The sequence below is a fragment of the Stutzerimonas balearica DSM 6083 genome (assembly GCF_000818015.1).
In the GTDB taxonomy this organism is placed as follows: Bacteria; Pseudomonadota; Gammaproteobacteria; order Pseudomonadales; family Pseudomonadaceae; genus Stutzerimonas; species Stutzerimonas balearica.
Genome location: NZ_CP007511.1, coordinates 1,080,645 through 1,094,492, shown reverse-complemented (window position 1 = coordinate 1,094,492; position 13,848 = coordinate 1,080,645). Strand labels below are relative to the sequence as shown.

14 protein-coding genes and 1 pseudogene are annotated in these 13,848 nt (G+C 58.5%); 2 read left to right on the top strand and 13 right to left on the bottom strand.

Annotated features, from left to right (window positions below; translation table 11 throughout):
• Positions 1–7 precede the first annotated feature (7 nt).
• From CL52_RS04970 to CL52_RS04950, 5 genes are all read right to left on the bottom strand, one after another.
• Complete coding sequence (locus CL52_RS04970; protein ID WP_043218895.1) at positions 8–1,174, bottom strand: restriction endonuclease subunit S; 1,167 nt, start codon at positions 1,172–1,174, stop codon at positions 8–10.
• Positions 1,171–2,730: a type I restriction-modification system subunit M gene (locus CL52_RS04965; RefSeq protein ID WP_043218894.1), complete on the bottom strand. Its 1,560-nt coding sequence runs from the start codon at positions 2,728–2,730 to the stop codon at positions 1,171–1,173. Before CL52_RS04965 ends, CL52_RS04970 begins: the two co-directional genes overlap by 4 nt.
• Before the next feature lie 216 nt (positions 2,731–2,946).
• Positions 2,947–4,578, bottom strand: a complete 1,632-nt coding sequence (locus CL52_RS04960; protein ID WP_200889409.1) for an ATP-binding protein — start codon at positions 4,576–4,578, stop codon at positions 2,947–2,949.
• A 28-nt stretch (positions 4,579–4,606) separates the two neighbouring features.
• Positions 4,607–4,813, bottom strand: coding sequence for a helix-turn-helix domain-containing protein (locus CL52_RS04955; protein WP_043218891.1), 207 nt, complete (start codon positions 4,811–4,813; stop codon positions 4,607–4,609).
• Between the two features lie 608 nt (positions 4,814–5,421).
• Positions 5,422–6,159: a helix-turn-helix domain-containing protein gene (locus CL52_RS04950; protein WP_043218890.1), complete on the bottom strand. Its 738-nt coding sequence runs from the start codon at positions 6,157–6,159 to the stop codon at positions 5,422–5,424.
• A gap of 129 nt (positions 6,160–6,288) precedes the next feature.
• On the opposite strand from CL52_RS04950, the gene CL52_RS04945 reads away from it, so the two are divergent.
• Complete coding sequence (locus CL52_RS04945; RefSeq protein WP_043218888.1) at positions 6,289–7,863, top strand: AAA family ATPase; 1,575 nt, start codon at positions 6,289–6,291, stop codon at positions 7,861–7,863.
• A 6-nt stretch (positions 7,864–7,869) separates the two neighbouring features.
• On the opposite strand, the gene CL52_RS04940 is transcribed toward CL52_RS04945, so the two are convergent.
• From CL52_RS04940 to CL52_RS04920, 5 genes are read right to left on the bottom strand one after another with little or no spacing between them, the layout of a single operon-like run.
• Positions 7,870–8,139 (bottom strand): hypothetical protein, encoded by a 270-nt coding sequence (locus CL52_RS04940; protein ID WP_017936950.1) that lies wholly within the window; start codon positions 8,137–8,139, stop codon positions 7,870–7,872.
• On the bottom strand, positions 8,126–8,602 hold the full coding sequence (locus tag CL52_RS04935; RefSeq protein WP_023446985.1) for a putative molybdenum carrier protein: 477 nt from the start codon (positions 8,600–8,602) through the stop codon (positions 8,126–8,128). Before CL52_RS04935 ends, CL52_RS04940 begins: the two co-directional genes overlap by 14 nt.
• Complete coding sequence (locus tag CL52_RS04930) at positions 8,599–9,015, bottom strand: hypothetical protein (RefSeq protein WP_043218884.1); 417 nt, start codon at positions 9,013–9,015, stop codon at positions 8,599–8,601. The genes CL52_RS04935 and CL52_RS04930 overlap by 4 nt, the downstream gene beginning before the upstream one ends.
• The gene (locus tag CL52_RS04925; RefSeq protein ID WP_023109371.1) at positions 9,012–9,656 is read right to left on the bottom strand and encodes a hypothetical protein; all 645 of its coding nucleotides are present in this window, start codon (positions 9,654–9,656) and stop codon (positions 9,012–9,014) included. The genes CL52_RS04930 and CL52_RS04925 overlap by 4 nt, the downstream gene beginning before the upstream one ends.
• Before the next feature lie 17 nt (positions 9,657–9,673).
• Positions 9,674–10,330, bottom strand: coding sequence for a hypothetical protein (locus tag CL52_RS04920; protein WP_031633676.1), 657 nt, complete (start codon positions 10,328–10,330; stop codon positions 9,674–9,676).
• A 144-nt stretch (positions 10,331–10,474) separates the two neighbouring features.
• Between CL52_RS04920 and CL52_RS04915 the strand changes: the two genes are divergently transcribed.
• Complete coding sequence (locus CL52_RS04915) at positions 10,475–10,714, top strand: helix-turn-helix domain-containing protein (protein WP_043218883.1); 240 nt, start codon at positions 10,475–10,477, stop codon at positions 10,712–10,714.
• Positions 10,715–10,891: 177 nt separating this feature from the next.
• Here CL52_RS04915 and CL52_RS20560 read toward each other — a convergent pair.
• The 3 genes and pseudogenes from CL52_RS20560 to lnt all read right to left on the bottom strand — a co-directional run.
• Positions 10,892–11,702 (bottom strand): annotated as a pseudogene (locus CL52_RS20560) (ISL3 family transposase); the annotation flags it as partial.
• Positions 11,703–11,830: 128 nt separating this feature from the next.
• Positions 11,831–12,352: a signal peptidase II gene (lspA, locus tag CL52_RS04900; RefSeq protein ID WP_008930575.1), complete on the bottom strand. Its 522-nt coding sequence runs from the start codon at positions 12,350–12,352 to the stop codon at positions 11,831–11,833.
• A gap of 53 nt (positions 12,353–12,405) precedes the next feature.
• Entirely contained in the window at positions 12,406–13,845 is a 1,440-nt protein-coding gene (lnt, locus tag CL52_RS04895; RefSeq protein ID WP_009686176.1) for an apolipoprotein N-acyltransferase, read from the bottom strand.
• Positions 13,846–13,848: the final 3 nt, after the last annotated feature.

The window sequence follows — 13,848 nt, the reverse complement described above, 5'->3', positions numbered from 1 at the left end:
TATCCCTTTACGCACTGGCGGCTGAAGCGGTTTCTGGTTTGGGAAAGTTGAACAGCAAGTCGCGGTAATACGCGTATTGCTTCTGGCGCAACTCGATTTCGCGCGGCAAGCCTTCGGTGATGGAGTTGGTTAGCGTATCGAATTTGTCGAGGATGGCGACGATGCGAGCTTGTTCGGTTAGTAATGGAACAGGCACCTCATATGACTCGAACTCTTTCACGCGCACATGAGGAACACCTGCTCCTTTCTTCATGGCGTGAATGTGCTCCTGTTTATTTTGGAGCACGTGATAAACAAACTTTGGCATGAGGATGTTCACGTTCGGATGAACGCTAAAGGCATCGGTCAGAAATATAGGCTGATTCCAAAAGCTCACATAACCCGCATAGGCGCCTGATCTAGCAATGACGATGGTTTCACCTTCCCTGTTACTTTCTCCGTGGAAGTATGTCGACGTCGGTCCGTTTGCAACCACCGGTATTTCACCCGGTGTTGTTTGCTTCTGTGTAATTGCCGTACCTCGGCGAAACTCCGCCACCTCTCCCAACGTCTTCCATTCCACTTCCCCTTCCTCAAAACTCAACAACTTGTCGCGATAGTAGTTGTACTGTTTTTTGCGGGCGGTCAGCTCGGCGGTCAGCTCGGCGGTCAGCTCGGTGAAGCTGTCCAGTATGCGAACGATTTCGGCCTGGATTTCAAGCGATTTTTTGGGGTTATCCGGGCAGGGGATGGGGATTTCGAACCTATCAGTATCTGGCGTTGCAATCTGCGGCATTTGCATTTTGCTGCCGATGTTCTGGAAGTGCGGTTCGTTTAGCTTGAGGAAGTAATAAACATACTTAATGTTGATCGCTTTCCCTCTAGCGTTGTAAGACCACATCTCATTTTTGTGTGAGAACGGCTGATCGCAATACTCGAATTCGATCACGCCGCGAGACTTAACAATGATTGAAGGCTCTCGGTTTACGTCCTTTTCTGGGATATCTCCGAAGTCTACAAATGCTACCGTCTTTCCGCCGGCAAATACCTTGACTGGTGCTCCGTCTTTGTGGAGCTCCCTCATCTGACCTGCAGTGATCTTTGTGCCCTTGGTGCGAACAAGCACTTCCCCCAGCGCCTTCCACTCCACCGCAACGCCATCCAGCAGCGTCTCCAGATAGTTCTTGCCGCTCATGCCTCCAACTCCCCGCCTTCAATCTCCGCCACAATGGCATCAATGTCCTTGCGCAGCTGATCGATCCTGGCAACCGTGGTTTTCAGTTCGGCGTTGAGCTGGGCGATGTCCACCACTTCTCGGTTGTCCTTGGCCTCGACATAGCTGCTGACCGACAGGTTGTAGTCGTTGGCCGCCACCTGCTCGAACGGCACGGACCGGGCAAAGTGATCGACGTTGGCCTTGCTGTCGAACACGGCCATGATTTGTTCGATATGCTCATCCAGCAGCAGGTTGTTATTGGTGCCCTTCTTGAACAAGTCGCTGGCGTCGATGAACTGGATGTCGGTATCGGTCTTGTGCTTGGACAGCACCAGGATATTCACCGCGATGGTGGTGCCGTAGAACAGGTTGGGCGCCAGCGATATCACGGTTTCGACGTAGTTGTTATCCACCAGATACTGGCGGATTTTCTGCTCGGCACCGCCCCGGTAAAAGATGCCGGGGAAGCAGACGATAGCAGCGCGCCCCTTGCTGGAAAGGTAGCTGAGCGCGTGCAGCACAAAGGCAAAGTCGGCCTTGGACTTGGGCGCAAGCACACCGGCCGGGGCGAAGCGTTCGTCGTTGATCAGTGTCGGGTCGTCGCTGCCGATCCACTTCACCGAATACGGCGGGTTGGAGACGATGGCGTCAAAGGGTTTTTCGTCGCCGAAGTGCGGTTCGGTCAGGGTGTTGCCGAGCTGGATGTTGAATTTGTCGTAGTTGATGTTGTGCAGGAACATGTTCATCCGCGCCAGGTTGTACGTGGTGTGGTTGATTTCCTGCCCAAAGAAGCCGTCTTCGATGATGTGTTCGTCAAACTGCTTCTTGGCTTGCAAGAGCAGCGAGCCGGAACCGCAGGCCGGGTCGTAGATCTTGTTGATACTGGTTTGCCCGTGCATCGCCAACCGGGCAATCAGCTTGGAGACCTGCTGCGGGGTGAAGAACTCGCCGCCGGATTTCCCCGCATTGGCCGCGTAGTTGGAAATCAGGAACTCGTAGGCGTCGCCGAACAGGTCGATGTGGCTGGCGTCGAAGCCGCCGAAATCCAGTTCCGCCACCCGTTTGAGCACCTTGGCCAAGCGCTCGTTCTTGTCTTTGACGGTATTGCCCAGGCGGTTGCTGGTGGTGTCGAAATCAGCAAACAAGCCTTTGATGTCATGCTCGGAGGGATAGCCGCTGGCCGACGCTTCGATGGCCTTGAAGATGTTGGCCAGGTCCGTGTTCAGGCTTTCGTTGGTGTTGGCATTGGCCGCAACGTTGACGAAGAGCTGGCTGGGGTAGATGAAATAGCCCTTGGTCTTGATGGCGTCATCCTTGGCGGCCGCGATCCTCGGATCATCGTCCGCCATGGCGGCGTAATTGACAGCAGGGTCACCGCCGGTGATGTAGTCGGTGAAGTTCTCACTGATGAAGCGATAGAACAGGGTGCCCAGCACGTATTGCTTGAAGTCCCAACCATCGACGGCACCGCGCACGTCATTGGCGATATCCCAGATCTTGCGCTGCAGCGCGGCGCGTTGTTCGTTGCTTGTCATTTTTAAAATCCAGTTTCGATTCGTTGAGCCCTGCTCAGGCGGGATGCTTGAGCAGGAGGAAATGGGTTGTTGCGGCTATTGGGCCGCGTTCTATCTCCCGGCTTTCTTCGCCTTGGATCGATAGAAATCCTTGCGTCTTCAGGTGGTTGCCGACGTATCGCCCAGCATCTATCACCCATCTATCGACGATAAAACTCAGTTTGTCCGATAGGCTGCTCATGTCACCGCCCAGTACCGCCGCCAGCGGTTGCGGCCTTCAAAGCGGACTTCCCCGCGCTTGATCAATTCTTCCAGCGCACGCTTGACCTGCTTGGGATGGATTTCGCCGCCAACGCGCTGGTGAATGTCGCTGATGGCCGACCTGGGGTAGCGTTGCAGGTCTTCCAACACCAGTGCGGCCAGGCGATGCGGCTCGATGCGCTTGAGAGTGGTCCCGCCGGTGAACTGGAGACTGCGCAGCAGGCCTGGATCAACAAAGTAACGCGTGGCCTGGGTACGCCCAGCGCTTTGCACCAGTTGCCAGTCCAGCAGGCGCTTGAGCCAGGGTTGCAATGCTTCAACCGATGGCAGCTCAAGCGACGTTGCCAGCTCGCGTGCCGTCAGCGCATCGTGCTGCGCTAACAGGCTCAATGCGATCCGCTCGCGCTGCGTGAGCTGATAGGTCTGGTCTGCTTTCGCGATGAAGTCGATGACCTCGGGCTTGAGGATGCGGCGCCGCACCGTCACCTGCACGCGGTCGTGGGTCTCGATCAATTCGGGAGCCGGGCGACCTTGCGAGAGCAGAACCTCGTAGATCTTGTCGAAGCCGCTGCCTTCCCGCTCCATCAGCTTCAAGTCATGGAACAGCCGTGCCAGGTGTTCATTACGGCGTACCGTGGTGTGGAGGATGTTCCGCGGCGAGACGCCCAGCGGCAAAGGTCCGGGGTTGACCACTTCCAGCCGGTCCGAATGTAGGTTCAGGAAGATGTCGCCGCGCTGGGTGTAGGGGCGGTGTACCAACGCGTTGACCAATAGTTCGCGCACCACGATCTCATCGAAAGCGGGCACATTCTGACGGTACAGGCCATCAGGAAGCTCGTAGCGCTCGCGGAAGTCAGGCACCTCCTGCCAGACCGCTTCGATCAATTCCATCGGGCTTTGCGTGTGGTCGTCCCAGACCAGCTTGTTGACCTTCTGTCCGTGCTCGTCGTACTTGATGAACTGGATGACCGGAGCGGTGGTCAGTTGAGCACGATGATGCTGGCGACCGAGACTGAGCACGCCCAGATTGGTGAGGTTCGGCCCTTGTGCGAGCTGATAGTGATCGAGCAACTCATCGTCAGACTTCTCTTTCACGGACGGCTTGACGCGATCCGATGCGCGCAAGGCTGCGAGCAGCCTGTCGCGTTTGGCGACATCAATCTCGGTACGTGGAACATGCAGGGTGGTTTGCGTTTCCCACGGCAAGGCGGAACGCTCGCTGGCCAGGCGCATCACGTCATCGCCCGTCACGGGCTTGCTTTGATCGGCCACGCGCAGGAAGTAGCGGCCGTCCGTGGTGGACGCAACGGCCATGGCGCGCGGAATTCGCAATTCGATGTATTGGCCACCATTTGGGGCGGTAGTGATATCCGGCAGCACCGTCACGTTGACGGTGCGCTCTGCCAGCTTGCGGCGCAATGTGTCAGGCAGGTCTGGAGGGACACGCTGATCGGCGGGAGGCTCGCTCTGGCCATCCTCGATCCCCAGCAGTAGGCGGCCACCGGTTGCATTGGCAAAGGCAATGCAATCCTTAGCAATTTCGTTCCAGTCCGCCGTCTTGCCAGTCACGGCCCGCAAGGACTTTTGGTCAAGGAGTTGCCCTTCCAAGCTCACGCGTCACCTTCCCCTGCTGGATTCATTTTTGTTCGCTCCCATCGCCCGATTCTTCATCGGCACCTCCCGCTCGTACCCACTCATCCACTTCCGAGAGCTGGAACTTCCACAGCCGCCCTACGCGGTGCGCGGGCAGACCCTTGCGCTCGCGCCAGCGGTACACGGTGTCCTTGGCCACGCCCAAGTGCTGGGCGACGTGCTCGGCGGTAACCCACGGTTCTGTGCTCATGTCGATGGCGCTCGGAGGTTGCGATTGAAAGTCGTCTTAAATCGTCTGAAGTCTACCATTTAGGTGCTGTGGAAGCATCCCGATTGCCTTTGACTGCGTTCGCTGTAAGTTGAATGTGGTAACAAAGGGCGCAGCACCACACTGTCACCACCATGGCTACACACTGTCGCCATAGGGTGACCACATTGTCGCCACCATCCTTGCCACCCATTCAACACATTGTTCGCACAAGGTTGCCACGTTGTTGCCAGCATGCCGCCACACTGTTTACACAGTTAGCCGGCAGCCCGACCTGATCGCACAGATAATTTTTGCTGGTCACAAAGCGCCATGCCACGTTACTCCCTCGCCTGGGCACAAGATAAGCAATAACAGTCAAGGGATTTGGAATGCACGCCCGCCGATGTTGGTATGTACGCAATCGGAAATAGGACTTCTGGTGCCTGACCATGTGCCCGAACAGCAGAGCGTTGGAAAGAACGCAATGCACAATCAGTATGTACGCAAGCCTAAATAGGGAGTAACGGGGCATGTGACCAGCTAAAAGTCATTGCGATCAGCGCCGCAGGATTTGGAAACCCGATGGCTGGAAACAGCGCATTTTTTGTCTACTCAGTTGGCGGCATGTCCGCATTGCCGCCGCTGCGGAAATGGGCGTCAACTACGCGGGCGATGTCAGCAGGTTGTGCTCCTGCGTTGAATGCAAAGCGCAGCGCCTGCTCCAATCGTTGCCAACCTTGCGGGGAAGCAATATTGCTATCAACAGTTTCGCTCAGACGGAACATCAGCCCTTCCAGCAGCTCTTCGTCCCCCACGTCCGCAGCAGCCTGCTCCGCCAGTGCCAAAAGTGCGCTACGTGCTGACTCAAGTGATTCACTTGGCACCCCGGCCAATGCCGTAGGTGTGGTGATGACACGATCCACCCTGACGACTGTCACCAGATCAAGGGCCTGATCGACGCCCGGCTCGATCTCCATGCGGATCAGCACATCGCCAGCCAACAGAAAGCGCGTCTTGATCAGCCCCGGCTGCTCATCCTGAAACAACCACACCGGCTGCGTGTTGGCCTGCAGCAGGCTTAGCACGAGCCTGCTGTCATCCAGCGCCCCGCGATCCTGCCACGGGTGCAACACATCAGTACGCAGGCGACCGCCTTCCATACCGAGGTGATGTAACAGGCCGACCAAACGTTTGGCGGAGATCACCTGTTCCTTGCCACGCAGCCAGACCGAGAGGTTGGCGGCGCGGATACCGGTGGCTTCGGCGATCCGCCCCAGCGTTTCCCCGCGCAGTCGTATCAAGGCGGCGGCAAGGGCTGGCAATTGTTCGTTGGCAAGGGTTGGCATGTCGGGCTCTGTGAATTCACTGTAAATCACTATAAGACTTATTGGCCGACAAGACGAGCGTGCGGAGTTTGGCGATTCGCGCAAACCGCTATTATAGTAATTTATAGTTAGGCTATTTGGGAGGCCATCATGCGTAAGCCAAAGCAAGCCCGTCCGTTGCGCCTGCGGGAATACGAAGCAGCCATTGCTGCACTCAAGGCGCAGCATCTCTGGCTTGTCCGGCAGATCGTCGAACCTGCGCCAGGGCATCTGGCCGTGGTGGCACATCTGTTTGCCCAAGTGGAATACCTGCTGCCACCCGCAGTGCTCGCACGCAAGGGCTCACTGTCGGTGAGCTGCAACCGGGATCGCCTGGCCATTCATTACCAGCCGCCGCGACGCCACAGCGAACGTGCAGCGGCCGTGCTCGATTTGATTGCCCAGACCAAGCACCTTTCGCTGCAAAAATGCCCCGTTTGCGGTGTACAGGTTGTCGGGGACGGCATCCGTCCGCAACGCTGCCCGCAACATGACGGCATCCAAGGATTGTTTGCCGAAGAAGTGCGCCGCAGCCGCCAGCTCATCGTCGAACAGGGGGTACAGCAGGTGGTGCACGATCTGGGCAAGGTGACGACCGAAGATGTACGCGCCGCCATAGCGGTTGAAGATGAGCCCGTCCCAAGTGAGGCCAAACCGGAGCAGGTTCAGGAGCAGCCGACAGAAACCGCTAAATCAATGCCCTTGCCGAGCATCGTCTTTCTCGATGAAGCTGGGCTGGAGGCGTTCGTGGATCGCCACCGACCGAAAGGCGACGACAAGTTCAAGCGCGCGCAGGCGATGGCGGAGCGGATAAAGCGAGCGGGACATGGTAGCCGCCAGCTGGGCCTGCTGCCCTCGGACTGGAAAACCCTTCTGGATGAGTTCGCGCTGGCTTTTCCAAACTTCCATGAACTGGCCGAGCTGATGCGTGATCACTTCGCCTTGTCCAGTCTCGGCGATGGCCGGGTGTCCTGGCCTGCCGTGTTGCTGGTCGGCCCGGCGGGCATTGGTAAAACCGAGGCGGCACGCTGGCTGGCCGATCAGCTCGTGCTGCCGTTTCGGGTCTTCGATATGGCGAGCACGCAATCGAGTTCGCCGCTCGCAGGTTCCGAATCGTTCTGGAGCAATTCCGAGCCAGGCCAGCTTTTCGAGCTGCTGGCCTACCAGCCGCTGGCTAACCCGGTGGTGGTGCTCGATGAGCTGGATAAGGCCAGCAACGGGCGACCGCAATACGATCCGCTGGCGGCGCTCTATACCTTGCTGGAACCGCGCAGTGCGCGGAATTTCATCGACCTGTCGATCCGTGATTTCTCCATCGACGCCAGTCATGTCAATTGGATGGCGACCGCGAATGAGCTGGAAGCGATTCCAGGGCCGCTGCGCTCACGGCTGACAGTGCTGCACATTCAACCGCCCAAGCCGGAGCAGGTCAGAAGCATTGCGCAGTCGATCTACAACCGGCTCCGCGACGAGTCGAGCTGGGGCAACGCCTTTGCCGAGAGGCTGGATGATGATGTCCTGTCCCGTCTGCAAGCCTTGCCGCCGCGCAGTGTGCGTCTGGTTCTGCAGCGGGCCTTGGGCTCGGCAGCTCGTGATGACCGAGGAGTCGTCCAGGTGCAAGACATCAGGCCGCTGGTGGAGATCAGCCGCCGTGGCGTTGGCTTTGTCAGCGAGGGATGGAATTGAGGTTGCTCAGCGTTGTCCGGATAGCCAGGCCGCACCGGCGGCCAGTGCATCGGCCTCGCTGGGGTAAGTGGTCGATGGGCCGCTGATGATGCAGGGCTTGGTTTCGCCGTCGCCTTCCACCGTCCACAGCTCCCAGGTTCCGTCATTTTTCCAGCTAGGGATGGCGGTGTAGGGTTTGTCTTTCAGCGCAGCCAGCGCGGCATCCACTTCGGGACGGATCTGCAACTCACCCGAGTAGATATAGGGTGTCGCGCAGCGGGCATCAGATCGGCTCATGTTCCTTGCTCCAAAAAAGCTCCAGTAGTGCGCTCGCCTGCAGGTAGATACCGGGGTTGCGTGCTTCACTCGGGCCAGCAATGTTGAGAATAGCGACGGGATGGCTAAGCAACCAGTCTTGCCATGCCGCCAACAGCTCTTCTGCAGGGTCATGCAAATCGCACAGCAGTAGCGGCTTGCCGTGTCCCGTCGCCAGATCGCGAGTGAGCAGGCTGCCACCTTCGATCCTGTCCCGGTAAATGATCAGTGTGGCATCAGCGTCCAGCACATTGCGTTTGGTGCGCTGGCGATAACCGCTGGATTCGGTCTCCATCAACTGGTAGCGAGCATCCAGTACGCCATCAGCGGCCCGTCGGCCTGCCGGGCACCAGCCGCCGTGCGGAATCTGCCGGGCAATGGCGAAATCCAGCGCCGCCCGGTCTACGCCGGTCTGGCCGCCGGAGAGGATGCGCTGAATGCTCACCCTTGCCCCGTTGCGGCGACCGTGCAAGTCACTTGAACCTCTGCGCTGGGCTGATCTGCCGAGAGCTGGCCGATGCGCCCGCGCTGGCTGGCAAGCTTCAGTTGCTTGCGCACCTGTTCCAGGCTGCGCTTTTCGATCACTGCGGTATAGCTCGCACCCAATTCACCATCCGGGTCGATGAACAGCTCGATACGCGTCACCGGCAACCCGAACACTGTGAAGCTGCGTGCCGGTGTCAGCGACCAACTGCCGGGAGCATTGGGCGCAATGCCGTCCAGTACGTGCAACGGCAAGGCTTGACGGCATTCCACGGCGGCGACGATGGCTGGCTCGATCCGCAACCAGTGGTTGAGGTCTGGGGCAGTGCCATCCATCAGCATCACTGGCATGGCCGCCAGCAGCAACGCTTTCATCCCTTGATGTTCCTGATCCAGAAGCGGCGGTCATCGACCGTGAAGTTGGGGTCATAGCCGACCAGCGTCAACAGTGAACCGACATAGTAAAGGCCGAACTGATTCATCAGCCAGCGCTCCATCGCCGGGTCGCTGGGCAGCTTGCTGTACGGTGGGATCGGTCCATCGCTACGAACCTGACCACTGGTTTTTCCGGAGATGGAAAAGCTCTTCCAGGTCAGCACGAAATTGTTCGACTGTTTCGGCAACTCCGGTGCGCAAAGCGACAGATTGCTGAAGCGCTCGGGGCGCTTGGCGTCGTACCAGAGCACTGCGTCAAAGCGAATGCAATCACTGGCTTTGAGCGTGAGGCTACGGGTCAGGGTCATCTGATCCGCCGGAATTTGCAGATTGCTGATCACCACCTTGGGCCACTCCGGGGCGCGACCGTCGGTAGAAAGATTCTGGCGCAAGGCGTTATGCAGTGGAGTGCCCAGCAGGCTGTTGCGGTTTGCCGCGCTTGCGGGCGTAGCCGCTTGCGACAGACTGGTCCCAATGGATTGTCCCAGTCCGCTCAGTGAATCCAGCGCCCCCTGCATGTCGGTTGTGGCGCAGCCCGTCAATACAAAAGGCAGAAGCAGCAAGCTCCGGTAGTGTTTCATCGCAGTTCCTCGCGAGCTTATCCGTTGAAGATGGCATTGAGCCGGGCACACCAGGTTTCCGCCGCCCGACGGCTCATGGGAAAACTGAGCACTGGTCGTTGCGGATCGGCGGTTTGCAGCTCGATGGCGAAGTCTTTCGCGCGTACCGTGCGCTCGAAGGTCGGCACGCTCATGCCGCTGGCGTTGACCTGACGGCTACCGCCGTTCATCTCCATGCTCTCGACCTCGCGCCAGGTCATCCGCCAACCAAGCAGCCAGGAGAAGTCGTGCAGTTTGTATGCGTCATTGACCACATCACAGGCCGCGATCTTGCGATTCTGAGAGTCAAAAACAAGGAATGCCGGTGCGGGATAACCCAGGAGATGTCCAGCATCGAATGACAGTCCCTGCTGGGCGTTGATCCTGGCGACAAGGGCCTGACAGCGGGCCTGCAAGCGCGCCAGAAAGCGGAAGGACAGCGTGAAGATCGCCAGCGAAATCAGTAGATAGAGCATCAGCTCACTGGTCAACAGCCCCCAAAGCGATGCCTGTGACAGGCGCGCAGGCCCCACGCCGATCATCGCCAGTACAAGAATCAGCGTAAGACCAGCGGCAGCAAGACCTGAAAGCCCAGCCACCGGAACTGCCAGCCCCGCCGCCGCTCCCACCCCCGCAGTCTTCCAGACGCTTGCCATACGTCATTTCCCCCATTTTGTTACTCATAGAGGCCATTTTATGGGGCCTGCATTCAATTGTCACTCATAGTGCGGGTACTTATCGGGCGTAGCCCTATAGAGGGGGTACTCATAGAGTCATTTCTCTTTAAAGAAGAGAGAAATATGGCCCTTGATCCCCGACTACGCTTCGGCCTGAAGCTGATAGAAATCAGAAAGACCAGAGGGTGGTCGCAAGAACGCCTAGCACTGGAAAGTGGCTTGGCACGCAGCTATCTGGGGGGTGTTGAGCGTGGGCAGCGCAACATCGCATTGCTCAACATCTTCAAGCTGGCCGAGGCGCTGGGGGTGGAGCCTTCAGTACTGCTGGAGGCGCCGGCGGCTGGACAGGAGGCTGCACCGTAACATCGTAACGCTACGTTATCGTAACGTTACGATGTCGTCTGAAAGGAGCGAGTGGGCAAGACCACTGGGCAGGCCCACCGAAGGCATATTGGAAACAGCCGACGCCAAGTAGCCCTGCTATTTTTAAATGGGTATCCGGATTAAGTGGTTGATGGGCCTTCCAGCCCCATCCAACCCTTAGTCCTTCCAGAAGGTTGATAGATCGACACCGAAGTTCTTCTCAGGCTCGGGGAGTCCCATGTTGTAGGTCATGGTGGCTCTGCCCAGAAACGGGGATTCCTTGACTTGTGGCGCCTTCTTCTTGTGCTTGGTGGTATAGAGCATCCGGGCTCGCATTACCTCGAACGAATAGCCCCGGCCATCACGGTTTTTGTCCTTGGCTAGGCGGTTTATCGACTACGTGAAAGCGTTGGTGATCGGGATGTCGGTCTCAAAGTAGGTCAGCATCTCTTCACGCCAGCCACTGACGGCGCTGACGAGATCCTTCCAAACCTCCTTCTGCCCCTGAGGGATGTTGTCAATCCAGGTGGCGAGAGCCTGTTCGGCACCACGCCGATTGGTACAGTCCCAGATATGGTAGAAGCGCTCCTTGTGCTCGTAAGCCGCCAAGAGCTGGGGGGAATGCTCCTGTCCAGGTCTCCATGATGAGCCGTTCGCGGTCTGAAACGTCGTGAGCGCGCTTCAGCAGGATTTTCCGGTCACCTTTGAGGGTCCGGCGCTGATTGGGCTTCAACTCCTTCCTTAGGCCTTTGCGGATCTTCTCTAAGGCCTCGTTGGCCATGCGCACGACGTGGAACTTATCGACCACGATACGGGCCTGTGGCAGCACCGTCTGGAAGGCGCGGCGGTAGGGCTTCCACATGTCCATGCTGACGATCTCGACCTGGTGGCGGTTGGCCATGCTCATGAGGCGTCTTGTCACCCTCTCTTGCTGACGACCGGGTAGCAGGTCCAGCAGGGTGCGCTCTTCCAGATTGGTTAGGATGCAGCAGAGCCCTTGGCAGCAGTCGTGCATCAGGAACGTACAGCTGGCTCATGAAGGCGTGCCGCCTTATCAAGGCCCAGGACGCGCCTATTCCGGAAGTCAAGCATGCGATAGCGAAGACGCTAGGCGATTCAGCGGCGGCGGCTGCCTGGTTGATGTCGTATTTCCGCCCAAATAAAGAGGGCGACACCGAGGAAGATCCATACGTCCGCTAGGTTGAACGATGGCCAGTGCCACTGGGCATAGTGAAAATCGAGAAAATCCTCTACGTAGCCTAACCGCAAGCGATCTGCGACATTGCCCAACGCGCCGCCGAGGATCGCACTGAGGGCGAGCCGATAACTCAGTACGCGTGGTGAACGCCAAAGCCAGTACACCAGTAATATCGAGATAACCAGGGCCAGTCCGATGAAAAGCGGCTGCTGCCAACCGCCGACATCCGCGAGAAAGCTGAAGGCCGCCCCCGTATTGTGGCGGTGGACCCAATTGAAGAAGGGTGCGGCAGGCACGCTTTCACCATGCGCTAGCATGGTGCTGGCAAGGTACTTGCTTGCCTGATCGACAAACAGTAACAGGAGCGAGAGCCACAGCCAGCGCATCGCCTTTCCCGGCTCGTGGGCTTTCTCTGCGAGCCGACTGCCATAAGTAGACATATCCCCTTCCTCCTGACCCAATCTAGAATTTGCTCGCTGCTAAATAACAAGCGTCATGTACCCAACCGATGATGCCGACGAATTCGACGGAGCAGGAGCAGGCCGAGTCCGAGTGCGGTCAGGCCAAGGACAGGCCAATCCCGCCAGCGCACATAAGGGGGCGCGCCAGTTCGCGGTGTCACTTCGGCGCTGAGGGTGGCCACTTCGAACTGCGGAGCACGCTTGAGCACTTTGCCCTCATGATTGATGGCTGCTGTGATACCGGTGTTCGTGGCTCGAAGAAGGTCACGTCCGGTTTCGATGGCACGCATGCGTGCCATCTGGAAATGCTGGAGGGGGCCGAGCGAGCTGCCGAACCAGGCATCGTTGCTGACATTCACCAGTAACTGCGCTTCGGGCAGAAGCTCAGTGACTTCGGCACCAAAGACCGCCTCGTAGCAGATGAGTGCCCCTACGGGCACCCCTGCTGCATTCAGGACGTGCGCTTCCCGTCCCGGTGTGAAGTCGGACATGGGCGCCCCGAGCACGTCGAGGGCCGACCCCAAAAGATCCCGAAACGGAACATATTCACCGAAGGGCACCAGGTGGCGTTTGTAGTAGAAGCCTGAGGGATCGGAGAGGCTTACCACGGCGTTGTAGGTACGGCCCTCCGCCTCGCGTACCGGGACGCCAATCATTAACGATGTGCCTGCCTGATCGGCTAACGCCTCAAGCTCAGCAAGATATGCTTTGGCCTGGTCATGCCACATCGGGATTGCCGCTTCTGGCCAGATCACGATATCGGCTCCGAGATGCTGCGCGGTAAGCGCCTGATAGCGCTCAAGTGTGATGTCCCGGTATCTCGGGTCCCATTTCTTGTCTTGCGCGATGTTTCCTTGCAAGAGGACGACATCGATCGGGTCAGCGGCTGGCTGCGTCCATTCACGATCCAGCAGTTGCAAGCCGGCGAGGGTAGCGACTAACACGGCACCGACTACCGCAGCACGGCGCAGGCTTGGCCCCTGGACAACCCAGGCAAGCCCGCCAGCGAGAAGTGCCACCAGTAAACTCACGCCAAGCACGCCAAAGACGGGAGCGATAGTGGCAAGTGTGGTGTCGGTCTGGCTGTAGCCAATGAAGAGCCAGGGAAAGCCGGTCAAGAACCAGGTGCGCATCCATTCACTCAGCACCCATGCCGCAGGTAGCCCTAGCCAGAGTGCCATTGCATCCATCTCAGGGCGCAGGCAGCGCACGAGGTACGCGACGCCCCATGGAAAGAGGGCGAGCAGCGAGACAAAGGCCGCCGTGACTAACACCGCCACCACGGGGCCATTGCCGTACTGGCTAATGCTGATAAAGACCCAGGAGACACCCACGCCGAAGTAGCCAAGGCCAAAGAGGTAGGCCGACCACAGCGCCTGACGCCTTGAAGACTGCGCGGTCAGGACAAAAAATGTTGCCAGAGCGATCACCGCAAGCCATGCCCAGCCCACAGGGGCAAAGGCAAGCGGCATGGC

Coding starts and splice junctions, on each gene's coding strand:
- lspA (WP_008930575.1), bottom strand. CDS start 12,352: ATGTCTACTTATGGCAGTCGGCTCGCAGAGAAAGCCCACGAGCCGGGA.
- CL52_RS04965 (WP_043218894.1), bottom strand. CDS start 2,730: ATGACAAGCAACGAACAACGCGCCGCGCTGCAGCGCAAGATCTGGGAT.
- CL52_RS04955 (WP_043218891.1), bottom strand. CDS start 4,813: ATGAGCACAGAACCGTGGGTTACCGCCGAGCACGTCGCCCAGCACTTG.
- CL52_RS04970 (WP_043218895.1), bottom strand. CDS start 1,174: ATGAGCGGCAAGAACTATCTGGAGACGCTGCTGGATGGCGTTGCGGTG.
- CL52_RS04925 (WP_023109371.1), bottom strand. CDS start 9,656: ATGAAACACTACCGGAGCTTGCTGCTTCTGCCTTTTGTATTGACGGGC.
- CL52_RS04940 (WP_017936950.1), bottom strand. CDS start 8,139: ATGAGCCGATCTGATGCCCGCTGCGCGACACCCTATATCTACTCGGGT.
- CL52_RS04950 (WP_043218890.1), bottom strand. CDS start 6,159: ATGCCAACCCTTGCCAACGAACAATTGCCAGCCCTTGCCGCCGCCTTG.
- lnt (WP_009686176.1), bottom strand. CDS start 13,845: ATGCCGCTTGCCTTTGCCCCTGTGGGCTGGGCATGGCTTGCGGTGATC.
- CL52_RS04930 (WP_043218884.1), bottom strand. CDS start 9,015: ATGAAAGCGTTGCTGCTGGCGGCCATGCCAGTGATGCTGATGGATGGC.
- CL52_RS04920 (WP_031633676.1), bottom strand. CDS start 10,330: ATGGCAAGCGTCTGGAAGACTGCGGGGGTGGGAGCGGCGGCGGGGCTG.
- CL52_RS04915 (WP_043218883.1), top strand. CDS start 10,475: ATGGCCCTTGATCCCCGACTACGCTTCGGCCTGAAGCTGATAGAAATC.
- CL52_RS04945 (WP_043218888.1), top strand. CDS start 6,289: ATGCGTAAGCCAAAGCAAGCCCGTCCGTTGCGCCTGCGGGAATACGAA.